Origin of the sequence: Janibacter sp. FSL W8-0316, from assembly GCF_038004165.1 — a bacterium.
GTDB lineage: Bacteria > Actinomycetota > Actinomycetes > Actinomycetales > Dermatophilaceae > Janibacter > Janibacter indicus.
This window is the reverse complement of sequence record NZ_JBBOQX010000001.1, coordinates 379,284-403,150: the sequence shown is the minus strand read 5'-3', so window position 1 is coordinate 403,150 and position 23,867 is coordinate 379,284. Positions and strand designations below refer to the sequence as shown.

24 protein-coding genes are annotated in these 23,867 nt (G+C 65.7%); 13 read left to right on the top strand and 11 right to left on the bottom strand.

What is annotated here, in order from left to right; genetic code table 11:
- Positions 1 to 52: 52 nt before the first annotated feature.
- From mobF to NYE39_RS01820, 3 genes are all read right to left on the bottom strand, one after another.
- Entirely contained in the window at positions 53 to 3,586 is a 3,534-nt protein-coding gene (gene mobF, locus NYE39_RS01830; protein ID WP_077352607.1) for a MobF family relaxase, read from the bottom strand.
- Between the two features lie 46 nt (positions 3,587 to 3,632).
- Positions 3,633 to 4,883, bottom strand: a complete 1,251-nt coding sequence (locus NYE39_RS01825; RefSeq protein ID WP_077347074.1) for a PIN-like domain-containing protein — start codon at positions 4,881 to 4,883, stop codon at positions 3,633 to 3,635.
- Between the two features lie 575 nt (positions 4,884 to 5,458).
- Complete coding sequence (locus tag NYE39_RS01820) at positions 5,459 to 5,884, bottom strand: winged helix-turn-helix transcriptional regulator (protein WP_077347076.1); 426 nt, start codon at positions 5,882 to 5,884, stop codon at positions 5,459 to 5,461.
- Positions 5,885 to 6,014: 130 nt separating this feature from the next.
- Here NYE39_RS01820 and NYE39_RS01815 point away from each other — a divergent pair, with 130 nt between their 5' ends.
- Entirely contained in the window at positions 6,015 to 6,887 is an 873-nt protein-coding gene (locus tag NYE39_RS01815) for an aldo/keto reductase family oxidoreductase (protein ID WP_077347078.1), read from the top strand.
- Between the two features lie 78 nt (positions 6,888 to 6,965).
- Here the strand turns inward: NYE39_RS01815 and NYE39_RS01810 are convergent, their stop codons facing one another.
- The 4 genes from NYE39_RS01810 to msrB all read right to left on the bottom strand — a co-directional run bounded on the left by NYE39_RS01810 (position 6,966) and on the right by msrB (position 9,514).
- The gene (locus NYE39_RS01810; RefSeq protein ID WP_077347080.1) at positions 6,966 to 7,334 is read right to left on the bottom strand and encodes a thioredoxin family protein; all 369 of its coding nucleotides are present in this window, start codon (positions 7,332 to 7,334) and stop codon (positions 6,966 to 6,968) included.
- 232 nt (positions 7,335 to 7,566) lie between these two features.
- Entirely contained in the window at positions 7,567 to 8,208 is a 642-nt protein-coding gene (locus tag NYE39_RS01805; protein ID WP_341011708.1) for a TetR/AcrR family transcriptional regulator, read from the bottom strand.
- 233 nt (positions 8,209 to 8,441) lie between these two features.
- Complete coding sequence (gene msrA, locus NYE39_RS01800) at positions 8,442 to 9,002, bottom strand: peptide-methionine (S)-S-oxide reductase MsrA (protein WP_077347082.1); 561 nt, start codon at positions 9,000 to 9,002, stop codon at positions 8,442 to 8,444.
- Positions 8,999 to 9,514, bottom strand: a complete 516-nt coding sequence (gene msrB, locus NYE39_RS01795) for a peptide-methionine (R)-S-oxide reductase MsrB (RefSeq protein ID WP_077347084.1) — start codon at positions 9,512 to 9,514, stop codon at positions 8,999 to 9,001. The genes msrA and msrB overlap by 4 nt, the downstream gene beginning before the upstream one ends.
- 198 nt (positions 9,515 to 9,712) lie before the next feature.
- On the opposite strand from msrB, the gene NYE39_RS01790 reads away from it, so the two are divergent.
- The 7 genes from NYE39_RS01790 to cysS all read left to right on the top strand — a co-directional run bounded on the left by NYE39_RS01790 (position 9,713) and on the right by cysS (position 15,128).
- A complete protein-coding gene (locus tag NYE39_RS01790; protein WP_077347086.1) occupies positions 9,713 to 10,165 on the top strand; it encodes a GNAT family N-acetyltransferase in 453 nt (150 codons plus the stop codon).
- Entirely contained in the window at positions 10,137 to 10,670 is a 534-nt protein-coding gene (locus tag NYE39_RS01785; protein WP_341011707.1) for a carboxymuconolactone decarboxylase family protein, read from the top strand. The genes NYE39_RS01790 and NYE39_RS01785 overlap by 29 nt, the downstream gene beginning before the upstream one ends.
- On the top strand, positions 10,667 to 11,518 hold the full coding sequence (locus NYE39_RS01780; RefSeq protein ID WP_077347088.1) for an RNA polymerase sigma factor: 852 nt from the start codon (positions 10,667 to 10,669) through the stop codon (positions 11,516 to 11,518). The genes NYE39_RS01785 and NYE39_RS01780 overlap by 4 nt, the downstream gene beginning before the upstream one ends.
- Before the next feature lie 581 nt (positions 11,519 to 12,099).
- Positions 12,100 to 12,693, top strand: coding sequence for a molybdopterin-dependent oxidoreductase (locus NYE39_RS01775; RefSeq protein ID WP_077347090.1), 594 nt, complete (start codon positions 12,100 to 12,102; stop codon positions 12,691 to 12,693).
- Positions 12,669 to 13,424 (top strand): FAD-binding oxidoreductase, encoded by a 756-nt coding sequence (locus tag NYE39_RS01770; RefSeq protein ID WP_179947129.1) that lies wholly within the window; start codon positions 12,669 to 12,671, stop codon positions 13,422 to 13,424. The genes NYE39_RS01775 and NYE39_RS01770 overlap by 25 nt, the downstream gene beginning before the upstream one ends.
- Positions 13,421 to 13,678: a DUF6510 family protein gene (locus tag NYE39_RS17245; protein WP_077347092.1), complete on the top strand. Its 258-nt coding sequence runs from the start codon at positions 13,421 to 13,423 to the stop codon at positions 13,676 to 13,678. The genes NYE39_RS01770 and NYE39_RS17245 overlap by 4 nt, the downstream gene beginning before the upstream one ends.
- 49 nt (positions 13,679 to 13,727) lie before the next feature.
- Positions 13,728 to 15,128, top strand: coding sequence for a cysteine--tRNA ligase (gene cysS / locus NYE39_RS01765; protein ID WP_341013349.1), 1,401 nt, complete (start codon positions 13,728 to 13,730; stop codon positions 15,126 to 15,128).
- A 47-nt stretch (positions 15,129 to 15,175) separates the two neighbouring features.
- Here the strand turns inward: cysS and mshC are convergent, their stop codons facing one another.
- The 4 genes from mshC to NYE39_RS01745 all read right to left on the bottom strand — a co-directional run bounded on the left by mshC (position 15,176) and on the right by NYE39_RS01745 (position 18,870).
- Entirely contained in the window at positions 15,176 to 16,414 is a 1,239-nt protein-coding gene (gene mshC / locus NYE39_RS01760; RefSeq protein WP_077347096.1) for a cysteine--1-D-myo-inosityl 2-amino-2-deoxy-alpha-D-glucopyranoside ligase, read from the bottom strand.
- 492 nt (positions 16,415 to 16,906) lie between these two features.
- On the bottom strand, positions 16,907 to 17,530 hold the full coding sequence (locus tag NYE39_RS01755; RefSeq protein WP_202970246.1) for a TetR/AcrR family transcriptional regulator: 624 nt from the start codon (positions 17,528 to 17,530) through the stop codon (positions 16,907 to 16,909).
- Between the two features lie 39 nt (positions 17,531 to 17,569).
- Positions 17,570 to 18,016 carry a DUF1003 domain-containing protein gene (locus NYE39_RS01750; RefSeq protein ID WP_157551415.1) on the bottom strand — a complete coding sequence of 149 codons (447 nt, stop codon included), beginning with the start codon at positions 18,014 to 18,016 and terminating at the stop codon, positions 17,570 to 17,572.
- A gap of 173 nt (positions 18,017 to 18,189) precedes the next feature.
- Positions 18,190 to 18,870, bottom strand: coding sequence for an RraA family protein (locus NYE39_RS01745; protein ID WP_077347100.1), 681 nt, complete (start codon positions 18,868 to 18,870; stop codon positions 18,190 to 18,192).
- A gap of 624 nt (positions 18,871 to 19,494) precedes the next feature.
- Here NYE39_RS01745 and NYE39_RS01740 point away from each other — a divergent pair.
- The 5 genes from NYE39_RS01740 to NYE39_RS01720 all read left to right on the top strand — a co-directional run bounded on the left by NYE39_RS01740 (position 19,495) and on the right by NYE39_RS01720 (position 23,862).
- Positions 19,495 to 20,403 (top strand): helix-turn-helix transcriptional regulator, encoded by a 909-nt coding sequence (locus NYE39_RS01740; RefSeq protein WP_077347102.1) that lies wholly within the window; start codon positions 19,495 to 19,497, stop codon positions 20,401 to 20,403.
- 234 nt (positions 20,404 to 20,637) lie between these two features.
- Positions 20,638 to 21,753 (top strand): ArdC-like ssDNA-binding domain-containing protein, encoded by a 1,116-nt coding sequence (locus NYE39_RS01735; RefSeq protein WP_077347104.1) that lies wholly within the window; start codon positions 20,638 to 20,640, stop codon positions 21,751 to 21,753.
- Positions 21,753 to 22,706 (top strand): bifunctional DNA primase/polymerase, encoded by a 954-nt coding sequence (locus NYE39_RS01730; RefSeq protein ID WP_179947130.1) that lies wholly within the window; start codon positions 21,753 to 21,755, stop codon positions 22,704 to 22,706. The genes NYE39_RS01735 and NYE39_RS01730 overlap by 1 nt, the downstream gene beginning before the upstream one ends.
- A complete protein-coding gene (locus NYE39_RS01725; RefSeq protein WP_179947131.1) occupies positions 22,706 to 23,458 on the top strand; it encodes a DUF2637 domain-containing protein in 753 nt (250 codons plus the stop codon). The genes NYE39_RS01730 and NYE39_RS01725 overlap by 1 nt, the downstream gene beginning before the upstream one ends.
- Entirely contained in the window at positions 23,455 to 23,862 is a 408-nt protein-coding gene (locus NYE39_RS01720; protein WP_077347110.1) for a hypothetical protein, read from the top strand. Before NYE39_RS01725 ends, NYE39_RS01720 begins: the two co-directional genes overlap by 4 nt.
- The last annotated feature ends 5 nt before the right edge of the window (positions 23,863 to 23,867 follow it).

Genomic DNA, 23,867 nt, shown 5'->3' with positions numbered 1-23,867 from the left:
GAACCGATCTTCGCACCGTCACTCGATGTATCTGTGGCGAAGAACGGACGCGTCAGAGTCTGAGGTCAAGTCCGATTCGCCGACCCATCGCTGCGTGCTCGTTGGGCTGTGCAGCCTGATGACGGGCACGGTCTAGCGCGGCCTGGGCGCGGACGCGATCGAGCCGCTGCGCGCCCGGTGTCGCGGCCGGGCCGAGCGGGTCGTCTCTGGTGATGCCGTAGCGGTCTCGGTACGCGGCGATGATCTGCGCCTGCCGCATCCAAGTCGCGACTCCGGCGCGGTCACGTGGCCGTGACCCGAGTGCCGTCGTCCAGGGATGCTTCTCGGAGACTGCGTGGTCGGCGAGCGCAGCGGCGCGTTGCTCGATCAGCTCGCGGCGCTCGACGAGTGCGCGCCGGAAGGTCGGGTCGCTGACCGAGGTGGCCTCGGGGATCAGACCGGCGATCAGCCGGGCCGGACGACGGGCGCGCCCGGAGCCGGCGGGCCGCTCGGTAGCTTTGGCGACACGGTAGTGCAGGACGGAGGCGATGTCGTCGGCGTCGGTGAACCCGCGTGCGGCAACCAGGCGCGGGAACAAGGTGTCGAGGTCGTGGTGGTTGGCCTCGGCACGGCGCAGTTCTGCGGTGAGTGCACCGAACGCGTCGGACTCGATCGCGGCGTCGGCTTGCTCGTTGGTGAGCCCGGAGGATCGGATCAGGGTGGCCCAGCGGTCGCGTTGGGCAGCAGCGGCGATGGTCTCGTACTCGGCGGCAAGTTGAGCGATCGAGCCCCAGTGCTCCTGCTCGGCAGTGATGGTCTCGTGTGCGGACAGCTCCGCCCCGACGTGCTGGAGCACACCGAACAGCACCGACCGGCCCGTGGCGTCGGCGTTGTCGCTGGGATGCGGGCGGGCGTGCTCGTCGGGCCGGTCGAGGATCACATAGGCGCGGTTGGAGTGCTTGCCGCGGGTTATGGCGACGTAGAAGTTCTCTCGCGTGGTCGTCGGCTCGACCAGGGCGTGTGCGGTGTCGACGGTGACGCCTTGCGCCCGGTGCGTCGTAATCGCGTATCCAAGATCAACGTGATCGGTCACGTAAGCGGCGGGGAGGACGATGGAGCCGCCGAACCTGCGGCCGGTCTTGCGGATCGTCACTGAGCCGTCGACGCGGACACCGGTGACGGTCCAGGTGTCACCGTTGCGCACCCACGTCTTCCCGTTGCGGAGGCGGCGGTCGTTGCGGCGGGTGATGATCGTGTCCCCGACCCCCGCCGTGGTCCCGTCCGTGAGCTCTACCTCCCGGCCCGGTTTCAACGTGCCGTCGAGAATCAAGTCCGCACGAGCACGCTGGTTGAGGGCGCTCACGTCGTCGCGGGTCTCAGCGACCAGCACCGACACCAACCCGGCGGTGCGGTCGGCGCGCCAGGCGGTGTAGGCCGCGTCGGTCATCGCCTCGGCCTCACCGTCGCGGATGCGGTCATGGTCGAGGTAGGTGTCGATCACCTCGGTGCGGCCGTGACGGAGTGCGAGGGAGGCGGTCTTCTCCCACTCGTTGGTGAACCGGTGGACGTCGACCAGCTCGGGCGCACCGTCCCGGTCACCGACGAGGAGCCCGAACGCGCCGCCGGCGTCGACGGACTGGAGCTGCGCGTAGTCGCCCACCAATAGCACCTTCACTCCGGCGCGTTCGGCCAGGTGCGTGATGCGATCCAACGAGAGGGTGCCGGCGAGGGAGGCTTCATCGATGATGACGAGCTGACCGGCTTTGAAGTCGGTCCCGTGGATGAGGTGGTTCTGCCACCACTTCGCGGTGTTCTCCGTCGCGATGCCGAGGTCGTCGGCGAGAACCTGGGCGGCTACCGCGGACGGTGCAAGCCCGACCACGGAGTCCTGGCCGTGCTCCTTCTCCCACGCCCGCCGCAGTGCGTTCATGGCGGTGGTCTTCCCGGCGCCGGCCGGGCCGACGAGCACATCGAGGACGCGGCCGGAGACGGCGATCTTCATGAGCGCGTCGGCCTGATCCTCCCCGAGCATCCGGCCCTCGGCATCGGGCCGTGCGGTGATCTTCTCCACCGTCCGCAGCGGGACGGTGGGGGCGGTCATAGTGCGCGAGCGTTCGAGCAGCCGGTCTTCGGCCGCGAGCAGTAGCTCGGAGGAGAACACCGTGGAGTGCTTGGGCCGGAACACGCTGGTTCCGTCCACCCGCCGGAAGGTGGCCGGGCTCGTGGTGAGGTCGGGCGGCGTCAACCGCAGCGAGGCTTGCTCGGCGGCATCGGCGATCATCCCCACGATCGCCTCGCGGTCGTGCATGGTGGCGAAGCGCCAGCCCATCGTCTGCCGGGACGCCTCGGCCATCAGGTTCCACCGCCGCCACGTGGACCGCTTCTCACCCACCACCTCGACCACCGACTGGCCGAAGTCGGCGATCGCATCCAGGGGCACGTCGTCGGCGCGCAACGGCAACGCCTTGTCGTTGTCGGTCACCTCACGTGCCCATTTGGTGGCGTCCTGGCCGAGCACCCCGGTGGCGCGGACGCGCCACTCGCCAGTCAGGTCGGCCAGCGACCGCACCTCCTTCTCCGGCCGTGTGGCGAGGGTGGCATGGGCGCGGAGCTTAATGATGGTGGCTGTGGAGGGCTGGCGGCCGTGCCGGGCGACGTACTCGGCGATCAACCGGTCCTTCTCGACGTCAATGTGGCGGGCACGGGTGGAGAACTCCTGGACCAGCTTCTCCGGAACGGTGGTGATCGCCCAGGCGGGGTTGCGGTCTCGGCCCATGTCGCGGGCTTCCCATTCGACGCCGAAGGTGCGGGTCATGTGGTCGGCGAACACCGCCTCGTGCAGCTCGGACAGGGCAACGACGGCGGCGTGCATCGGCCGCCCATCCAGACTGCGCCATCTGCCGTCGAACGCGGTCTGCACCTTGTTGGAGATGACGACGTGGGTGTGCAGGTGGGGGTCGCCGGCACGGGAGTCGAAGTGATCGAACGCCGTCGCTACCAACCCGGTGACATCGACCTGCGCAACGGCCCCGTCACCGGCGGTCGTGCCAGTGCGGGTGGCTGCAACCTCGCGCTCCATGAATGCAACCACCTCCGCAACCGCCGCATGATGCGCCTCACCGATCAGGGCCTGGGTCCCTGCGTCGGCGACCGCCCACAACGCTGAGGCCGACTTCGGGACCGAGAAGGTGAAGTCGAACCCCGCCACGGCCCGCCGCCGGCAGCGCTCGGCCTCCTCGGCCTCGATCTGCGCAACCGCCTCACCCTTCGCGCCAGGACCCATCGCCGGATCGAGGTCAGCGATACGGACCTCGATCCGTTCCGGCACCGACTTGTAGGCGGGGAAGGCGTGACCGAGCGGGTCACCGGTGATCGGGTCACGGCCCATCCCCATCAAGAGCTGGAGCTGGGCCTCCGACACCCGATCACCGACCGCGAGCTGCCCCTTGCCAAGTGAGGTGACGCCGGAGCCGAGCCATTGGCCCGGTGGTGTGCCCGCCTCCGCGTAGTACCTCGTCAGTGGCGTGGACAGCTCACGGTCGCCATCCGCAGCCGCGACCGTGCGCAGGAGATACCTGTAGCCATCGCCAGCGCTCATCACCCGCATCGAGACCGTCACACCACCCAGGTGCGCGACTCACTTCGAGGAGCTACTAGATAGGGCGCTCCTCGCCAAGCAGCTCCACGACCTCATGGGGTACCGCAAAGTGAGACGACTTCACGCCAGTCTCATACACAGCGTCGAGCAAAGCGGCAACGCCGTATGGCACATCCCCCTTTGCTTGAAGTTCAGCCGTGACGCGCTTGACGGGTCGCGTGAATCCACGCAGCATCTGACTCTCGTCACGATTATCCAGTTCATAGACGCGCGCCCGCGAGATTCTGCCGCCATTCGCAATCGCTTCTCTAATCACGTCAGCCTGCGTATGACCCTGAGAATCGAGTTCCTTCAGAACTGCTCTCGCCGCGTCAGCGCTCCACGGGACGTGCTCTGGTGCTTCGTCACGCACACGTTCGATGTCCTGGACGGATTCAAGGCTGGTTCCAACGCCCAGCGCCGATGAGTGCTTGATCAGGTCCGCTGGTTCGAGAAGAAAGAACCGACACCCAGTCGCTTGGAGGTACTCGTCAACCAGTTCGTGGCGAGCACCAATGATCGACCCTCGATCTGCCCGGTTCCACCAATCTTCTTTCGTGTCCGCGGTCACAAGCACCAAGTCGACCCCACGCTCACCGCCCTCAAGAAGCAGTTGATGCCAGACGAGATAGTCCCCCGATGCCCCTTCCGGGAGGTCAGACTCAAGCTTCTCGACATCCATATAGCCAGGAGGGATCGAGTTCTCTACCCGTCGTTCACCCTCCTCGACAGCCTTCTTCCACTCCTCTTCCGAGAGCGCCGGGCCAACAGTGTCCTCCAGCAATTGTTCCAGTCGTGCCAACAACCTGTCCTCGGACGTGGGCGCGTGAGCGGAGACTCTGATGGGCTCCTCACCTACTCGTTCACGCAACCCGTCGTAGAAGTCGTCCACGTCCTTAGTCAGGTTGGCACGTTCCTCGCTAGGAAGGGCAACGCTCTTGGCCCAACGGGCTATTGCGTCCTTCGTTGAGGTCGAGTTCTTCGCCAGCGCTGCCTGGGCGTCTTTGGACGCGCTGCCTAGGCTCGCGATGACCGACTGGCGATTACGCCAGAACTCTCGGACCACCTGGTGCGGTACGAAGAGGCGCTCTGCGGCAGCCTCGGCCACGCGCAGCAAGTCATCGACAGTCTTCTCGTTGTACCGGTAGAGGTTCAGCAACACATTGGTGTCAAGGGCGACGAGGCCGTGCTGGAGCGCTCTCTTGATGTCTTCCGCTGTGAGGACGCGGTACGCCTCGAAACCTGAGTACAACCCGCCTCTGCCCACTCTCGCTCCTCAGCGCCCGTTCGTCGTTGGGTGTCAGCCTACGACCAGCGCGCCGCCCCAGTGGCGACCTTGCCTCGACCTGCAAGACGCGTGGCAGCTCAGAGAGGGCTGAGCGGGGAGACGGATCGGCGTCGGGCTGCCGGTCGAGAGCGGACGCGCTCCGTCGGGTTATGGGCGGGGTTTCGCGGGCGGCCACCCGGGATCGTGCACCTGGCAGGTGATCAGCCCGGCGAAAGGGCTCCGTGAGGGGCTCGGGTTCGGGGTCCCCGAACTGCCGGAGTCTTCATGCACGACCACACCCCGTCTGGTGAGCGTCGCCTGCGGGTCGGGTCGCTGTTCTCTGGGTACGGCGGACTCGATCTGGCTGTCGAGTATGTCTTCGACGCCGAGACGATCTGGTCTTCGAGATCAACGAACCCGTCGCCCGCCACTGGCCCGACGCGCTGAACTTCGGTGACGTCGCCAGCATCGACTGGAGCGCCGTCGAACCGATGGACATCCTCTGCGGTGGCTTCCCCCTGCCTCAATGTCAAGCCTGGGAGCGAAGCGCTCGTTCAGCGGGGTGTCGCACGGTGTCAGTGCTGGGTGTCGTAGTGGTCGCGATGGGTCTGGACAGTGTCCATGTGGTCTTGCGCCCAGACCCTGAGCTGCCGGGTGGTCTGGTAGAGCGAGAGACCGAGGTCGGTGAGCGCGTAGTCGACGGTGACGGGGACAGTCGGGGTGACCGTGCGGGTGATGAGGCCGTCTCGTTCCAGGGATCGGAGGGTTTGGGTGAGCATCTTCTGGCTGACGCCGGCGATGAGGCGGGAGAGTTCGGAGTACCGCATCGATGCCGGCTCTCCAACGCTGCCGGTGCCGTCGCCGCCGAGAGCGCAGAGGATGAGCACGACCCATTTGTCGGCGAGCCGGTCGAGGAGCTGGCGGCTCGGGCAGACCGCCAGGAACGCGTTGTACGCGCTCTTGGCCCGCTCGCGCTTTTCGGCCGCGGTCGTCGTCGCCATCATGTCCGCCTTTCACGCAGGAGGTAACGCACTGCGAAGTGCGTACTTCCCAGAAGAGAGTTGCTCTCCAACACTGATACAAGACGGGGCGGAGCACCACCCCTGATCCGAACAAGGAAGGCACGACACGATGACCACAGCATCAACCACGCTCCCCGGCGGCACCTGGAACCTTGGTGACCGGACCGTCACCCGCTTCGGCTACGGGGCCATGCAGCTCGCGGGACCCTGGGTGATGGGGCCACCGGCTGACCGTGACGGCGCGATCGCGGTGCTACGCGAAGCTGTCGCGCAGGGTGTCACGCACATCGACACCAGCGACGCCTACGGCCCGCGGGTCACCAACGAGTTGATTCGTGAGGCGCTGCATCCGTATCCGGGGTCGGTACTGATCGCGACCAAGGTCGGCGCGAACCGCGACGCCGAGGGCGGCTGGCCAACCGCGCGCACTCCCGAGGATCTGCGCAAGCAGGTTCACGAGAACCTCGAATCCCTGGGGGCCGAGCGCCTCGACCTGGTGAACATGCGCATGGGAGACGCCAACGGCCCCCAACCAGGCTCGATCGCCGAAGCCATGGAGACCCTCGCCGGCCTCCAGCAAGAGGGACTGATCGGCCAGCTCGGAGTCAGTAACGTCACCGCCGAGCAGGTCGCCGAAGCCCGCACGGTGACATCGATCGTCTGCGTGCAGAACATGTACAACCTCGCCAACCGGTGGGACGACCACCTGATCGACAGCCTCGCCGCCGACAACATCGCCTACGTCCCCTTCTTCCCCCTCGGCGGGTTCACTCCGCTCCAGGCCGATGCCCTCACCGCCGTGGCAACCCGGCTGGAGGCCACCCAGATGGCTGTCGCCCTCGCTTGGCTGCTGCAGCGCTCGGAGAACATCCTGCTTATCCCTGGGACCTCGAAGGTCGCGCACCTGCGCGAGAACATCACCGGCGCCAGCTTGTCCCTCACAGCACAGGACGTCGCCGAACTCGACAACATCAACTCCTGACGACCCGATCCAATCAGGGAGACACCTCACGCAGCCCGACGCATGTCCGGGACATCGTCCTCCTGACCACGGCAACTACTAGTGGACGTGGGCATGGCTCTCGATCTCGGCTCGCACTTGCGCCATGTCGAGCGCCCGTACCTGTGTGATCAGGTCGTCAAGCGCAGGCCTCGGGAGCGCGCCGGCCTGGAAGAACACCCTGATCGAGTCGCGGTAGACCGCGATTGTTGGTAGCGCGCGGATTGCGAGTGACTCAGACAACTGCTGCGCCGCCTCCGTGTCGACCTTGCCAAAGAGGATATCCAGGTGGCTCTCAGATGCTGCCTCGTACACCGGCGCAAACGCCTTGCATGCACCGCACCAGGTAGCCCAGAAGTCAAGGATGACGATCCCTTCCCGCTCGGTCACTTCGCGGAAGTTCTTGTCTGTCACATCAACCGTTGCCATCTTCCGTCCAATCGCTCGGTAAGCCATAATGGACCTAGGGGTCCACTCTCATGATTGCCGATCGTCGTGAGCGGCGCAAGCGCCATGGACCCCAAGCCAAAGGCAAGCCGGGAGAGCGTAGCGCCTTCCCTACGCGTGCGACTTGAACACGTTTTGGACCCTAAAGTCCACAGACTCTAGGAGCCGGGCGAATCTCAGGGTCGCTGCGCTGGCCTAGCAAGCCGGGGCGCAGTCACGCAGAGTTGCTCTCCGTCGAGTACGCCCGCACCTGTGCGATGGCCATGTCGAGGACCACCCGCATGGGACGGACGTCTCGGGCCGTCTTAGCGAGTAGGTAACCTCCTTGGAGAGCAGCCAACAGCCCAGTGGCCAACGCGTGCGCCTCGGCGCTCGGGGTTAGCACACCGCGCTTCTTCAGCTCTTCAATCGCATCAGTCAAGAGTTGGAGCCAGGCGTCAAAATGAGCAGCAATGACTTTCCGTGTGTCTTCGTCATGATCAGCGATCTCATTCGCCAGCGCTCCTAGTGGGCACCCATAGGCGCCGTTTCGGAGCGCATTGCGTTCAACGAGCTCATCGCGCCAGAGTTCGAGTCCGCGCAGCGACTCAACCCTCGCAAGGCGACGGCGCTGCTGTGACAGCAGAGCCTCCGCACGTGCCTCGATGACTTCTTTCACCAGTGCGTCCTTCTCAGCGAAGTGCTGATAGAGCTGCGACTTCGACGTCCCACTCGATGCACGGACGTCGGCCAGAGTCGTCGAGGCAACGCCGCGCTCATACATCAACTGATCGGCCGCCTCGATAATCCGGGCCTTCGTTGCGGCGCCGCGAGCCGTCAAGCGGCGCGGGCGGGGGCCGCTGGCGCTGTCAGTCATACCCCAAGGCTAATCGCCTCGGGTTGGGCGGTCTCTCGCCCGCACTCAGGTGCCAACGACCATCCGGGTGGACCACCCTTGCGAGCAGCCGATGAGAGCCTCATGTCGTACTTCAGGATCGGGGCCCTCGCGGTTGGGCATGGCTGTCCAGTCGTCAACCGTCACCGGACCCTTCGGGGGGCGGCGAGGCGGATCTCGACCCCAGATGCCCGGGCCCAAACCGCAGAACCTTGCTATGTGGCCACGCTGGGCGAACTCCGCTCCGGTAGCACCCAGCCGTCGCGGGGGAAGTGGCACGTGTAGCCGCTCGGATACTTCTCCAGGTAGTCCTGGTGCTCGGGCTCCGCCTCCCAGAACGGACCGACCGGCTCGATACTGGTAACCGCCTTACCCGGCCACAGACCCGATGCGTTCACATCCGCGATCGTGTCGCGGGCGATCCGCTCCTGCTCCGACGTCACCGGAAAGATCGCGGACCGGTAGCTCGTGCCCCGGTCGTTCCCCTGACGGTTCAGCGTCGAGGGATCATGGATCTGGAAGAACAGCGCCAGGATGTCCCGATAGCTCGTCTTCGAAGGGTCGAAGACGACCTCGATCGCCTCCGCATGGCCTGGGTGGTCGCGGTAGGTCGGGTGTTCGTTCTGCCCACCCGTGTACCCGACGCGGGTTCCGAGGATGCCCGGCTGGCGACGGATCAGGTCCTGCATGCCCCAGAAGCACCCGCCCGCCAGAACGGCCGTCTCCGCTCCCGAGACCTGCGTGATCTCTCCGCTGTCGTTGGTCCCGCTGGTCATGCGTTGGCTCCCTTCGTAGAGTCCTGGTCGGTGTCGAACAGTGCACCGAACTGGCCGTAGCCCTCCTCGACAAGCCTGGAGGCAGGAACGAAGCGCATCGCGGCCGAGTTCATGCAGTACCTCTGCCCCCCGGCGGCGGCGGGTCCGTCGTGGAATAGGTGCCCAAGATGGCTGTCGGCGCCCGCCGAGCGCACCTCTGTGCGGATCATGCCGTGCGTCCGATCCACCTTGGTCGCGACAGCGTCGGCGGCGATGGGCGCCGTGAAACTCGGCCATCCCGTGCCGCTGTCGTACTTGTCGGTGGACGAGAACAGCGGCTGACCCGAGACGATGTCGACGTAGATGCCAGGCTCGTGGTTGTCCCAGTACTCGTTCCGATAGGCCGGCTCTGTGCCGTCCTGCTGCGTCACCCGATGCTGCTCGTCGCTCAGGCGGCTGAGCAACTCAGGGGTCTTGCGGTAGTCGTTGGTGGTCACTTTGGCTCCTCCTAGCAGGTGACGCGGCCGCGCCATTACGTGCTGTAACGGACCCGGCGGTCCAACTATTCCACATGTCCTGCGGTAGAGTCGAGGCCAGACGGTGCGTCGCCCCCGAGGCCGGGCGGCTGGTCTCGCGACGACCGACAAGACCGATGTCACCGGGCTGCTAAGGGCTGAAACAAGACTCCTCGGCGATGCAGGTCCGGCGACAGAGGTTGGAGAGGAAGCGGCATGAACGAACCCGAGGACCTGGGTCAGGTGACAGGAAGTATGGACCCACAGGACCAGAATCAGGCTGGTGGCGCCTTCACGGACACAGGCGCACGGCATCACGAGCCCGATGCCAGGTCGACGAACCTCGAGAACGGCACGTCGTTCTCGATCGCAGTAGATGCTCAGGCCAGCGCCTTCGTCGCAACCAAGGATGGCGTCGAGTTCGGAGCCGTCCCGTTCGCGGACAAGAACGGCAGAGTGACGCTGCTGGCGACCTCGATCCTGCCGGACTACCGAGGACAGGGCTTGGCGACCGAACTCACCCGCAGAGTGCTGGACAGCATCCGCGCGGAGGGCAAGAGCGCGACCGTGAGGTGCCCCGTGTTCCGGTCCTTCATCGAGCGCAACCCCGAGTACGCCGCCATGGTAGCCATTCCGGGCGATGGACGGGACGGTCGGGGCGATGTCTGAGCCCGGCACCGAAGACCCGAAACCGGTACTCGGGAGTCTCCGGTTCGAGAACACTCGCTTCGACCCAGACCTCACGCCGTTCCACGAACTCGCAAGAGACATGGCCACGCAATTCGGCTACGCCGCAGAGCTGTCGGGAGACCGTGCCCTGCTACAGCTCCTCCGTCTGCGCGTCGCACAGCTAAACCCCTGCTCGTACTGCCTGATTCTCCACGCCGAGGTGGCGGCCAGGATCGGGATCCGGTCCGAACAAGCCGCACACCTGGCGTCGTGGCGTGAGAGCACCATGTACTCGCCCGGGCAGAGAGCCGCGCTCGCCTACTGCGAAGGTCTCACCTCGTTCCGTCACGAGGAGATTCCGGCCCTACATGAAGAACTGCGGCTTCACTTCACGGAGCGCGAAGTCGCAGAGATCGCCGCGGTCGTCATCAACATGAACGTGTGGACCCGCCTGAAGCTAGCTCAGGGTGCCACTCCGAGCCTGGCGTCAAAGGAGTCGCCATGAGCCACGCACCAGTCAACGCGAGCGAGCTGTCATGCGCCGAGTACACCGAGGAACTCACCCAGTTCCGAATGGGTCTTCTGGATGAAGCCGACACCGAGGTGGCCCAGCAACATCTCTACGCGTGCCCGGACTGCCGGCTGTTCACGCACCAGGTCGAGACCGTCACTGATCTCGTCGCTGATGCCGAACCGCATGATCTGCCCCATCTGCCCGACAGTGTCTCGCTCCTACTTCACGACATCGTCGACGGCGAGGCCGAGAGGCCCAGCGATCCCAGTGAGATCACTCGCCTCCTCTTTGGACTCGCCCGGAGTCTCGCCCCACACGCTGCGGAAGACCTGGTCCAAGAGACTCTGCTCTCAGCATTCGAGGAAAGCCCAAGGGGGCTGGACCCCCTGTCGCTCGCCCGGGACCTAGCCGATCGAGCATTCGCTGAGCCTGAGCCAATGGTACGGAGCCTCGGCGACTATCGAACAAGAGCCGAGAACCAGACCGCCGAGCTGGATCCCGACGCTGATACTGCGGAGTTCTTCTACCCCGACTTCTACGACATTGGACCCGATGCTGGACGCCACATTGACGCGCCGAACCGCTGGGGCCAGACCAGTACCCTGAGCCCGGACGACGAGGTGTTCACCACCGATCTGTATCGAGTGGTGGACGGCGCCATCGCACGTTTGGCCGATCCGCTCGGCCAGTTGGTACAACTCGTCGACATCAATGACGTGTCACTGGCGGACGCGGCTTACGTGCTTCGCCTCGACAAGGTCGATGCCGTCGACGCTCTGCATCGCGCTCGGATACACCTCCGCGGCGTCGTCAACGAGTACATGGCTGTCAGAGCGTGACTGCGTCCTGCCGACCCGGCCGCCCTACCGAGGGCACTTGGCGTGGTGACTGGCACCCGTTTCCAGCGGATGAACGAGGACACGCGCCGGAGGCCATGCCGCTCGGTCGGCTATCTGCCAGGAAACTCCGGCGACGAACTGCCGGCAGTGGCTCAAGACCATCGAACATCAAGAAACGGGAGGTTTCACAATGACCCTCGCCGTCTTCCGGTCCTACGTCGCGCCCGAGCACCGGGCCGAACACGACCGGCTCTACAACCAGATGCAGATCCTTATCCAACAGAGTCCTAGCCACATCGAGCACAAGATGTTCACCGCTGAGGACGGGGACTCGGCACTGGTCGTCGAGTTCGACGACCGACAGAGCCTTGAAGAATGGGGCGAAAACCCCGATTACAGGATCGCCAAGACGTCGGCAAGAGCTACGTCTTCACGAGTTGCGACGTCGCGGTCCGCGAAGTCGTCGAACGTCATGTCAAGAGCGATGTTCGTCCGGAACACCTACCCAGCATCGCTCCCTCGTGAGCGACGCCGACCGTTTGCGCAGGCCACAGTAGCGAGTTCCCGCAGGAGGGGCAGTCATGGGAGTGATCAACAGCGGTTTCGGAGGACGGCGTGGCTCCAGCGACCCACGACTGCCTCCCGGGCAGACCCACGTCTACGACTGGCCGGTGCTCTCGACGGGACCCACGCCCAATGTCGACGAAGGCCGATGGAGCTTCACGATCACGACCGAAGACGAGGTCGCGCACCGCTGGAACTGGAGTGAGCTTCAGGAGGTAGGCGTCGAAGACATCGTCACCGATATCCACTGCGTCACCCACTGGTCGAAGCTGGACATGGCTTGGCGTGGCGTGCCCATAGACCGGCTGTTCGAGGATGTCGAGACCAGTTACGACTATGTGATGGTCCGTAGTTACGGCGGATACACCACCAACCTCCCACTCGAAGACCTCCTCGATGGACAGGCATGGGTAGCCACTGAGGCGGAGGGCGAGCCCCTTACTCCCGAGCACGGCGGTCCGGCCCGACTCCTCGTGCCCCACCTCTACTTCTGGAAGAGCGCGAAGTGGATTCGAGGAATGGAGATGATGCCCTCGGACGACCCGGGGTTCTGGGAACAGAACGGCTACCACCTCCGTGGCGACCCATGGCGCGAGGAACGCTACTGGTGATGACTCCTATTCGCGTCCGGTGGCACCTCGGGCGGGTGCTCAGTCGGCAATTTGAGACCGAGTCGGCCATCCGTCTTGAGTTGGATGTTCCGACCTGGCCTGGAAACGTCGCCGGAGCTCATCTCGACATCAGGCTCACGGCACCGGACGGGTACCAGGCGTCCCGGTCTTACTCGCTGGCGTCCTCGGGTGAGTCGACACGGGTCATGCTGGTGGTCCAGGAACTGCCCGGGGGCGAGGTGTCGCCCTTTCTCGTGCGCCAACTCGCAGAAGGTGAAGAAATCGAGGTACAAGGACCGCTCGGGCGCTTCTTCGTCTGGATCCCCGCTGAGCCCGAGCAGTCCCCGGTTCAGCTCATCGCAGGCGGATCAGGGGTTGTGCCCTTGTTTTCGATGGCCTCAGCACGTGAACGTGAGCCGAAAGGCGCTGAGTTTCGGCTGCTGTACTCGGTCCGCAGTCCGCGCGATGAGTTCTTCGCTGACGAACTGGCAGAACTCTCACGAACCCTCGTCGAGATTGTCCACACGCGCGAGTCAGCGCCGGGAGCGGGCCAGCCACCTGGACGACTGACGCGTGAGGCGCTCGCAGCGTCGACCTTTCCCGCGTCGCTGTCGCCACGCATCTTCATCTGCGGACCGACGCCGTTCGTCGAGGCCGTCGCCGGTTGGCTTGTCGAACTCGGCCACGACCCCACGCAGATTCGTACGGAACGATTCGGAGGAAGTCCATGACTCACGTTGACGGAAACGCCCTCGCGGGTGCCTTCGCGACTACTCTCGGTATCGAGATCACTGTGACGGTCGGCAGGTGCCGCGGCTGCGGCAGCTCTTTCAACCTCGCCTGCGCGCATGTCTTCATCACAGCCATGGGTGCAGTCATGCGATGCGGCCATTGTCAGGCAGTCCTGGGCGTCATCGTCCGCGGTTTCCGAGAGACGCTAGTGAACCTCTCGGGCCTGGACTACATCAGCGTGCCCCACCTATGACTGGTCCGCTCGCCGCGATCGCGGCTTCTACCAGGCAGGAGACAGCGGACTGATGCTTCGCATCTACGACAGTGCTGTCCGGGAGCTACGTAGCTTCGTCCCGCTGACCCCAGGACGAGTCTCCATCTATGTGTGCGGGCCGACCGTGCAGTCCGCGCCGCACATCGGGCACCTTCGTAGCGCCCTCGTCTACGATCTCTGGCGACGCTGGCTCACCCACCGCGGCTACGCGGTCACCCTCGTTCGCAACGTCACCGACGTCGACGACAAGGTTCTGGACCTTGCAACCGAGACTGAACCATGGTGGGCACGCGCCTACCGTGTCGAGACGGAGTTCGCGCGCTCGTACGCCGCGTTGGGTGTTCTCCCGCCAACCCATGAACCCCGAACCTCCGGTCACATCCCGCAAGCACTGACCCTGATCGAACGACTCCTTCGCCGCGGACACGCCTACGTCGCCGGCGACGGCTCCGGCGACGTCTACTTCGATGTCAGCAGCTGGCAGGCATACGGCACGCTCACCCGGCAGACTCCCGACGCCGTGGCAGACCCTGACGAAGGGCCTGGCGGGGCAAAGACCGATCCCCGCGACTTCGCGCTTTGGAAGGGAGCCAAGCCCAGCGACCCAGCATCCGCCCGTTGGCGCTCACCATGGGGAACCGGCAGGCCGGGATGGCACATACAGTGCTCAGCGATGTCCCAGCACTACCTCGGACGTGCATTCGACATCCACGGAGGTGGCCTCGACCTGCGGTTCCCACACCATGAGAACGAGCTCGCCCAGTCCACCGCAGCAGGCGAGGAATTCGCCAAGTACTGGGTGCACAACGGCCTCGTCACCGTCGGCGGTCAGAAGATGGCCAAGTCGCTAGACAACTCTCTGTACGCCGACGAACTCCTCCGCCGCGTCGGCCCGGCGACCCTGCGTTACTACCTGCTCAGCGCGCACTACCGCAGCGCCCTGGACTATCAGCAGGAAGCCCTCGCGCACGCCGAAGCTGCGGTCACGAGAATCGCGACCTTCCGACGCCGCGCACGAACACAGCTCGCGAACACAGCATCCGACGTCCCGAAGCCGCCCATTGCCTTTGCGGCCGCGCTCGACGACGATCTGAATGTTCCAGCGGCGCTCGCCGTACTACACGACCACGTGCGCGCGGGCAACATCGCTCTGGATAGCGGCGATGCAGCTGCCGCCATGTCCGCGTACGAATCGGTGCTCGCGATGACCGAAGTGTTAGGAGCCGAGCCCGGCGGCTTCACGACCGCCCCGCGAGCCGACGTGCAGAGCAGCACGATCTCTACCCTCGTCGAGGTCCTGCTCGCGAATCGCTCTCATGCGCGAGACGCAGGAGACTTCTCCACCGCCGACCGCATCCGGAACGAACTGGCTAGTGCTGGGATTGCCATCCAGGACCACACCTCCGGCACCACCTGGACGCAGGCGTAGCCAGCTCGTGCACGATGGCCGAATATTGCCAGTCCGGGGTGATCCGATCAGAGCAAGAGACCGAGTGAAGCGTCCGCCAGACGTCGAACCGTCATAGAGGCAGAGCTGTCTCGCTTGTCCGCCACAGTGTCGGTACCAAGCGAGGCGTCAACCCACGCCTGCACAATCGTAACCGCGGCCGGAGCGTCCAGGTCGGCGGCTAATGCCGATAGCACGGCCTGCACGACCGGTGCTGCCGGCGCCCCGCTACCGAGCGCCAGGGCACGACGCCACTGCTTCAACGTGACGAGTGCGGCAGGGAGTTCGGCGTCTGTCCACTCCCAGCTTGATCGGTAGTGGTGCCGCATGAGGGCGAGGCGGATGGCCGCAGGGTCCACTCCTTGCTTTCGCAGAGAGGAGACGAAGACCAGGTTTCCGCGCGACTTCGACATCTTCTCGCCGTCGTAGGCAACCATCCCGGCATGGACGAAGGTCTGCGCGAACCGATGCTGTGGATGAATGACATGACCGAGTCCTGCGGACATCTCGTGGTGCGGGAATGCCAGGTCTCGTCCTCCGCCCTGTACGTCGAAGGATGGTCCCAGATATTCCTGGGCGATTGTGGTGCATCCGATGTGCCAGCCGGGTCGTCCCGGCCCCCACGGACTGGGCCAGGACGGCTCCCCTTGCCGCTCGCCGCGCCAAACCAGACAGTCGAGCGGATCGCGCTTGCCTTTCCGGTCGGGGTCACCACCACGCTCGGCGAAGTCATTCAGCATCACGTCGCGGTCGAGTGACGATATACGGCCGAAGGATGGGTCGGCAGACACCTCGAAGTAGAGGTCGGTTCCCACTCGGTAGATGGAGCCGCGTTCTTTCAACATCTCGATGCGAGAGATGATCTTGGTGACGGCCTCGGAGACTCCGACGAAGCGTGCGGGTGGCAGCACGCGTAAGGCTGTCATGTCCTGCCGGAATCGCTCGATCTCGCGTTGTGCGAGATCACTCCAGGGAATGCCTCGCGCGTGGGCGCGTTCCAGCAGCGGGTCATCGACGTCGGTGACGTTCTGAACATAGATGACATCGTGACCGGCGTTTCGAAGGGCGCGGTTGAGTAGGTCAAAGCCGACGTAGGTTGCCGCATGGCCGAGATGAGTGGAGTCGTACGGTGTGATGCCACAGACGTACATCCGCGCGACGTCGTCCGGCCGCAACGTCACCAACGATCGGTTCTCAGTGTCATAGACCGAGACTGCGGGCCCGTGCACATCCAAGCGTGGAATCTCTAAACGGGGCCATGCCAACATGTCGTCGTCCTCGTAGTCGATGAAGCCACACCGGAGGATCCGGCGTGGATTCCTGATCCTGCTGACAGAGTGTCGCGAGGGGTCATGCGGGCGTCCACCCGCGCAGGAATGCCAGCACCTTGGCTTCGGATACCTCACAGGGCCGTAGGTGCTCTGCTTTGCGAGTGCGGTACACGTTGGCGCTGATCAGGTCTTCGCCTCCTAGCTCTTCGGCCGAGATGCTGATGCTCTGGCCCTGCACTCGCGTGGTCCGGGTCAATCCGTATGAGCGACCTTCGTATGCGACGACGGTCCAGCCTTCAGGAACCCGGTCGACCATTGCCCGCAAGCTGGCCGTGGCCTGACTCGCACCATCATGCTCGGGAGGCATCGAGTGGATAGAGCTCGAACTGTGAAAGTCCGGGGCAGAACTCCTCCTCACGGCATGGCTCTTGGAATCGTCCGCGGGCTCTGGGACTCGTGCCTCAGAAGGCATGTGCTCTCCTCCGCAGTTCACTCTGCGGCGCTCAGCGCGACGCGGATGGAATCGAGAGCCATGTCGAGCGCGATTGCCATGCTGCGCTCGTCCCGTGTGGTCTTGACGAGGAGGTACCCGCCTTGGACAGCCGCCATCAGACCGACGGCGAGTTCTTCAGGGTCTGCGTCCGGCCGTAGCTCGCCTGAGTCCTGCATGCGCTCCAGTCCGAGACGGAACCAGTGCTGCCAGACGCTGAATCCTCGCTGGAGATTCTCACGCGCAGTCTCAGACCGGCCAGCGATCTCGCTCGCCAGCGACCCCATCGGACAGCCGTGAGCACCTCGCCAACCACGCACTCCTGCCACGATCGCATCCCGCCAACGCTCGAAGCCGCGCATCGTGCGCAGGTCGTCGAGGAATGGTGCCTGCTCGCCAAGCACCCGCTCAATCTGGGCCCTCACGACTGCCTCAACCAACTCGGTCTTGTCCGAGAAGTAGTGGTAAACCTGAGACTTGCCCGTTCCACTGGCCTCTATGACATCGTCAACGCTGGTGGCCTCGACGCCCTGCGAGTACATGAGATCGGCGGCTGCCGCGACGATACGCAGACGAGTGGCCTCGCCCTTGGCGGTCAGCCGTCGCGGCTTCTTCTCACTCACCGTGCTCCCAATCTGGACTGAACCCGCCAGTCTCGGAGGTCACGATGAGTCCTGCGATCGAGTGGCTCCCGTCCGCGGTTTCTCAGCCGTACCGCCACCTCCCGGTACGTCAACGGCACCTGACGACCGGTCGCGTTCCCACTGCTCAAGAACCGAGTTGATGGCATGACTGATCGAGTGCAGATCGGCTTCGGTGTTTTGAGAGATGTGGAACGTCTCGATGTCTCGCGCACGGTCCCGGTCCGACTCCCGTCGCTGAGTGAGCAGAATCAGCGGTCCCTGCAGAGCCGCGACGATCGCAAGAGCCGTTCCTAGATAGTCCAGCATGGCCGTCGGGTGGGGATAAAAGAGCGGCAGGATAGTGTTCACGACAAACCACGCGAGAATCGCCACCACCAGGATTAGCAGGAACGGCCATGAGCCCGCGACGCTCGCCACCCAGGCAGCGGCCTTGTCTCCGGGGCTCGACCGCGCTTCTCTGAACATGCTGAGTTGGTGCCCGCAGTGCGGGCAAGCGAACATCTCGCGGCCAACGCGGTCGTTGGAGTGGTCGCCCGCCTCCGGATCGGCGTGGTGTCGAGAAGCGCTGCGGGAGCCAGGGCTACCTCCCGTTCCAGCGTCTGGTGATCGTTCTGTCCGCTCGTCGCGTCCCGGCTCGGTCATCGCTCTCGCTCTCCCCGGGTGCTCTCCCCGGCACTGGCGCGTTCCTGCGCGATTTGCTCACGGAAGCGCGCGTCCTCCTGTTTCACCGCTGTCGCACCGAGCAGGACCTCGTCGATCTCCGCGCCGGGGATGATGACCGCCCCCGATCCGTCGGCGAGAACGTAGTCGCCCGGCATGATGCCGACACCATCCAGCACCACGGGAACGTTCGCCTGGTGTGGAGTGATCAGCGCACCGCCAGCCTCGACCGCTTCCCCGGCGCAGTACGCGGTGAACCCGTACGTTCGAAGCTCGGCGTAGTCCCGGAGCCGACCATCTGTCAGCACGCCGTCGAGCCCGTAGTGGTGAACGCGACCAAGCTTCGTTCCACCACCGACCGAGACGCCTGGATGGCCGTTGGTCGCGAGCACGAGGACCTTTCCCTCGGCGTCGTCGCCAACCGCCTCACGGAACAGCGATCGGAAATCGTGTACAGCGGGGTCGACGCTGGCAGCGCAACTGGGGAAGAAGGCGATAGTCACGGCTGGTCCGAAGAGGACCCTGCCGGGGGTGGGGCTCTCCAGCCCCAGGATGTGCGCACGGTGGCGGTGACGACGACCCAGCGCATCGACCACGTCGGCACAACTGATCTGCTCGGCCTGGGCACGCCGACGCTCGGCACCCCAACCGTTGGCCACACGAGGATCTCCACTCACAGCACATCACGATGCCAGAGCCATTTATGTACTGTCAAGTACGATCTTTGATGCCAACGGCGTGAGTAGGGGTTGGGAATCTCGCAGCCTGCGATGCCCTAGCTAGGTCCAAGACTGAGGTAGAGAACTCGTTCTAGAGTGCGCTAAGTCCCCCGCGTATGACGGTGACATCTCCCTCTCGGGAGCTACGACACGTCTCGCCCCCTTCGCCCGCGACTCGACACCGACGCGGCCACCGCGGCCTCAGCATAGGCGGTCAATTGTACTATCTGCTACATTTTTCACACGTGATGCCCGTTGGGAGACCACACACGCGGCAAGAGCCGTGGCAGGCCCTTGGGCGGGGATCCAAGCACCATTGCTGCCGGAGGAGAGGACCAAGAACGCCGACTATGACCACCCCGACTTCACCATGGCGCGACCGGTCGGCCAATGGGCTGCTCGCCGCGACGCGCTGGGGTAGGGCTGCCCGACTCCCCCTTTGGGGGTCAGCCCCGTGACGTCTCTGGTTCCTAGACCTCGTGGCGCCCCACCAGCGACCGCAATGAGAGGGTGCGCGCCATGACCCGTTCCACGCCTGGCGCGGGTCGGCAGTAGCAGGCATGTATGCCTTCGGCGCGCTTTCAACCAATCATTGCTCGCACTTGCAGCATCCGTGTGCCTATTGCGCCCGTGGCGCATGACTGCGTCAAGCTGATCTTCGTCCGCGCTGGGTCTGCGATCGTGCTCAGCGAGTTTGGTGAGAAGCCCGTCTGCGCCGGTGACGTCGTGGCCCTGGGTGCCAACACCCTGTGTGGCAGCGAACCCGAAGATCTAGTCACCGTCACCACGCTCTACCTGGACCGAGACTACGTCGTCGACCAGGTCTTCTGGCAGCATGCCGAGCTGCTTGCAGACCGGCTCGATGCCCATGACTTCGCCGACGAGATCTACTCCGAGTCGGCCCAGATACTCCGCCTTGGAGAGAACCGCACTCGGATGTTCACGCCACTCCTGGACGAGCTGGTCGCGCTCAGTGTTGACGGACCGTGCACCAAGAGGTTCTACCGGATGCAGGCCCTGCTCTTTGCCGTGCTCGATGTCGTGAGCCCGTACGTGAAGACCTCGCCTGTATCACGAACCACGACCCAGAAGAGGACGGGTCGTCCTAGCACACCACGTTACCGGCGGTTGGCGCCCCTGCGGGCCGAGGCTCGCGAAGCGCTCGACCTGCTTCGCAATGCACCGGCCGAGGGCTGGACACTCGGTCGACTCGCCGCCGGAGTACATCTATCGCCCTCACAGCTCGGGCGGATCTTCGTGGACGCTTACGGCAAGACCCCCATGACGTACCTGACTACTGTCCGAGCCGAGCATCTGGCTCGGCTGCTGCGTGAGACTGACCTGTCTATTGAGGCAGCGATGCGCGAAGTGGGGTGGCGCAGTCGCGGTCATGCCGCACGGATGTTTCGCCACGCCGTAGGTGTTACACCAACTCGCTATCGGCTGATGATCCGGCAGAAAGCGGCCGCCTGATCCTGAAGGTACACATCGCAGCGTCGACGGTACGGATCTCCGCATCCTTCCCGCCTGCTGGCAGGGAACGCGCCAAGGGCTAGTAGTCCGGTGGGCACTCGCCGGGTTCACCGCCGTAGCTGACGGTCACATCGCTTGTTTCGTTGTCCGTCTGCCGTTGCTGGTTTTCGCGGCGTACCTGATGGTCACCGAGCCTGGTCGGGCCGGTGCTCAGGGTATCGGGAGGACACGCCGATGGCGAAGACACGAGAGCAAGCGCAAGCCGCAAGAGAGGCCAAACTCGATGAGCTGCACGAGAGCCTGACCGGCGCGGTCGAAGAACTGGTGTCCGGGCCGGATTGGGCGCGCGCGTTGGCGTTCGCGGCCCGGTTCCGATCGAGGAGCTTCAACAACACCCTGCTGATCTGGGTCGCCCACGCGGAAGCATACGAGCAGGGCCGGGTGCCGGAGCCGTTCCCCTCGTACGTGGCCGGCTACAAGCAGTGGCAGGCCCTCGGACGGCAGGTGGAGAAGGGCCAGCCCGGCTACCAGATTCTCGCGCCGATGACGGGCAGGTTCGCCTCGGCTACACCGCAGGATGCGGAGTCTTGGCGCCGGCTCAGTAAGGGTGAGAAGCCGCGTGCCGGTGAGGTGGTGCGTTCCAAGATGGTCGGCGTCCGACCGGCGTATGTGTGGGATGCGAGCCAGACCGCCGGTGACCCGATCCCCGAACCCCCGGCACCGCGGCTGCTGGAAGGCGAAGCGCCCGCCGGGTTGTGGGGCGGTCTGGCGGCGCAGGTCGAGGCGGCCGGGTTCGCGGTGCTGCGGGTACCGCACGAGGGCATGATCCACGGCGCGAACGGGATGACCGACTACACCGCGAACACCGTGGCGGTGCGGGAGAACATGGACCCCGCCGCGCAGGTCAAGACCCTCGCCCACGAACTCGGCCACGTCCTCCTCCACGGCCCCGACGCCGAGGATGCCCGTCAGCATCGCGGCATCGGCGAGGTCGAAGCCGAGTCCGTGGCGTTGATGGTCGGTGCCGCCCACGGAATGGACACCTCCGGGTACACGATCCCGTACGTCTCCACCTGGGCCGCCCGCGTCGACGGGAAAGAGCCGGTGGAAGTGGTCAAGGCCACCGGGGAACGGGTCCGCAAGACCGCCCTGGCGATCCTGGACCAGCTCGACACCGCGCAGGTCAGTGACGGCACTCCACCGAGTCAGGACCGGGACGCGACCCACCGCGAGACACCCGCGCACGTACGCCCGGCACCGGAGCCGGCGCCGTCGCGGCAGGTGGCGTCGCTGCCCGAACCAGGTGCACGCCCCGTCCCGGTACCGGCGGTCGAGGGGCGGGGGTTGTGATGGCCGAGCACGGCGCGGTCTCCTCAGTGCTGCTGCGGATGAGCGTAGCGTGGCCGTTGTCGGCGGCCGCGCGGGAGTTCGCCCGCGCCGGGGTGCCGGTCTTCCCCTGTGTGGCGTATGGGAAGCGGCCGGCCACCGGACACGGGTTCCACGACGCCACCACGGACCTGGATCAGGTGCAGGCGTGGTGGCGGCAGTCACCGGGGGCGAACATCGGTGTCCCGACCGGCGCCGACTCCGAGGTCGTCGTGGTGGATGTGGATGTGCACGGCCCCGTCGATGGGCGCGCCAGTTTCGACCGCGCCGCCCGTGCCGGGCTGGTGGACGGGTGGGAGCTGCTGGTCCGCACGCCCACCGGCGGGCTGCACGCCTCCTACCCGGCGACACCCGGGACGGAGCAGCGGTCGTGGCAGGCCGGGCGGGCCGGGATCGACTTCCGCGGCGACGGCGGCTACATTATCGTCCCGCCCTCCCTACGCTCCATTGAGGGCAGGACGGTCGGGTACGGGGTCGAGACGATTAACACCGGTCCGACTGGCCTGCTGGACTCCGACGCGCTGCGGGACTTCCTCGATCCCCGTCCCGTGTCTCGGCCACGGCCCGAGACCTGGCAGCCGGTGGGCCGGGAGGATGCGCAGCGGTTGGCGGCGTGGCTGGACCGGCAGGACACCGACCGCAACCTGAAGCTGTTCTGGGCCTCCTGCCGTCTCGCTAAGGGCGGCGTCCCGCTCACCGATGCCCTCGACGCCGTGCTGACAGCGGCGAAGTCGGACTTCGGGCCGCGGGAGATCACCGCCACGGTCCGGTCCGCCTACCGCACCGTCCGCGGCGAACCGCTCCGACGCGGCCCATCGTCGTCGCCGGTGCGGGGTGAGTCGCCGCAGATCGCGGACGGCTGGTTCAGCCGCGACGCCAGCACCACACCGGAGACCTCGAGGGTGCGAGGGCTGTGATGACCACCCCGATCACGAGCAGCACGGTCGCGAGTAGGACGGCGGGGCACCGGTGGGCGGTGGTGACGGCGGTGTCGGGGACGGTGTTCATCGCCGCCGGCGCGTTCTGGCTCAGTTTCACGGCCCTGGCGGACCTGGCGGCCCGGTCGGGTGTGGGATCGGGACAGGCATGGGCGTGGCCGCTGATCGTGGACGGCATCATCGTTGTCGCCACCGTCGCCGTCGTCGCCCTCGCAGGTCAACGGTCGGCGTGGTATCCGTGGGTGCTGCTGATCGGCGGCGCCGCGGTGTCGGTGACCGCCAACGCGATCCACGCCGTGGTCGCCGCCGAGGCCGACGTGCCCGGCGTGCTCGCCGCCGCGGTGGCGGCGGTGCCGCCGGTGGTGCTGCTGGCGATCACCCACCTGACCGTCATCCTCACCCGCCCCGCACCCGACACCGCCAGCGCCGATGACCTTGCCGGTCTCGCGGCGCCCGAACCCGCGGTCCTCGACGCGCCGACGCAGCCACGCCGTGTGGAGCTGACCGTGCCACCCCGCCCAGATGACCCGGCGCCCGGAATGCAGGCGCTCACAAGTGACACGCCAACCACCGCGACGGAGCGAAGGAGCCGGGCGGCCGAGCTGCGGCGTCGGGGCTGGTCGAACAAGCGCATCGCCCGCGAACTCGGGGTGCACCCCTCCACAGTCGGGCGCTGGTTCGCCGGTGCGCACCTTCCAGACAGCAACGAAGGTGAGGAGGCGACCCGATGAACGGGAACCCACACGAACAGCACGAGCAGCACCAGCGGCGACGGTCGACCCCCGAGCCAGTGGACGAGCGGTCGGAACCGGTCGAGAGGACGGGCACGCCGGATGCGGTGGAAGCTGCGACGGTGACATGCGACGACCAGGACAACGCGCTCGCGCGTCAGAGGCGGGCGCGGGGTGTGGAGTGGGTGCGTCCCACGGACCTGATCGCCCGGCATGGGGCGACGCTGTCGGGGCGGGGTATCGACTTCGAGGCCGAGTTGGCCCGCCGCGCCCGCGCCCCGATCGCGAACCGGGTGCACGACCTGACCGACCGGGCGCGACGGTTGCCGCCGTTGTCCGCCTTTGGTCGCAGCGCCACCAGCCCCACGGGTCCGGTGCGCTCTGGTGTCGGGATGAACAGGTGACCGGC

Coding starts and splice junctions, on each gene's coding strand:
- NYE39_RS01815 (WP_077347078.1), top strand. CDS start 6,015: ATGACCACAGCATCAACCACGCTCCCCGGCGGCACCTGGAACCTTGGT.
- NYE39_RS17245 (WP_077347092.1), top strand. CDS start 13,421: ATGACTCACGTTGACGGAAACGCCCTCGCGGGTGCCTTCGCGACTACT.
- NYE39_RS01730 (WP_179947130.1), top strand. CDS start 21,753: ATGGCCGAGCACGGCGCGGTCTCCTCAGTGCTGCTGCGGATGAGCGTA.
- NYE39_RS01820 (WP_077347076.1), bottom strand. CDS start 5,884: ATGGCGACGACGACCGCGGCCGAAAAGCGCGAGCGGGCCAAGAGCGCG.
- NYE39_RS01725 (WP_179947131.1), top strand. CDS start 22,706: ATGACCACCCCGATCACGAGCAGCACGGTCGCGAGTAGGACGGCGGGG.
- msrA (WP_077347082.1), bottom strand. CDS start 9,002: ATGACCAGCGGGACCAACGACAGCGGAGAGATCACGCAGGTCTCGGGA.
- NYE39_RS01805 (WP_341011708.1), bottom strand. CDS start 8,208: ATGACTGACAGCGCCAGCGGCCCCCGCCCGCGCCGCTTGACGGCTCGC.
- NYE39_RS01780 (WP_077347088.1), top strand. CDS start 10,667: ATGAGCCACGCACCAGTCAACGCGAGCGAGCTGTCATGCGCCGAGTAC.
- NYE39_RS01740 (WP_077347102.1), top strand. CDS start 19,495: ATGCCTTCGGCGCGCTTTCAACCAATCATTGCTCGCACTTGCAGCATC.
- NYE39_RS01770 (WP_179947129.1), top strand. CDS start 12,669: ATGGCGCGAGGAACGCTACTGGTGATGACTCCTATTCGCGTCCGGTGG.
- msrB (WP_077347084.1), bottom strand. CDS start 9,514: ATGGCGCGGCCGCGTCACCTGCTAGGAGGAGCCAAAGTGACCACCAAC.
- NYE39_RS01750 (WP_157551415.1), bottom strand. CDS start 18,016: ATGTTCAGAGAAGCGCGGTCGAGCCCCGGAGACAAGGCCGCTGCCTGG.
- NYE39_RS01735 (WP_077347104.1), top strand. CDS start 20,638: ATGGCGAAGACACGAGAGCAAGCGCAAGCCGCAAGAGAGGCCAAACTC.
- NYE39_RS01785 (WP_341011707.1), top strand. CDS start 10,137: ATGGACGGGACGGTCGGGGCGATGTCTGAGCCCGGCACCGAAGACCCG.
- NYE39_RS01775 (WP_077347090.1), top strand. CDS start 12,100: ATGGGAGTGATCAACAGCGGTTTCGGAGGACGGCGTGGCTCCAGCGAC.
- mobF (WP_077352607.1), bottom strand. CDS start 3,586: ATGCGGGTGATGAGCGCTGGCGATGGCTACAGGTATCTCCTGCGCACG.
- NYE39_RS01720 (WP_077347110.1), top strand. CDS start 23,455: ATGAACGGGAACCCACACGAACAGCACGAGCAGCACCAGCGGCGACGG.
- NYE39_RS01790 (WP_077347086.1), top strand. CDS start 9,713: ATGAACGAACCCGAGGACCTGGGTCAGGTGACAGGAAGTATGGACCCA.
- NYE39_RS01810 (WP_077347080.1), bottom strand. CDS start 7,334: ATGGCAACGGTTGATGTGACAGACAAGAACTTCCGCGAAGTGACCGAG.
- mshC (WP_077347096.1), bottom strand. CDS start 16,414: ATGTTGGCATGGCCCCGTTTAGAGATTCCACGCTTGGATGTGCACGGG.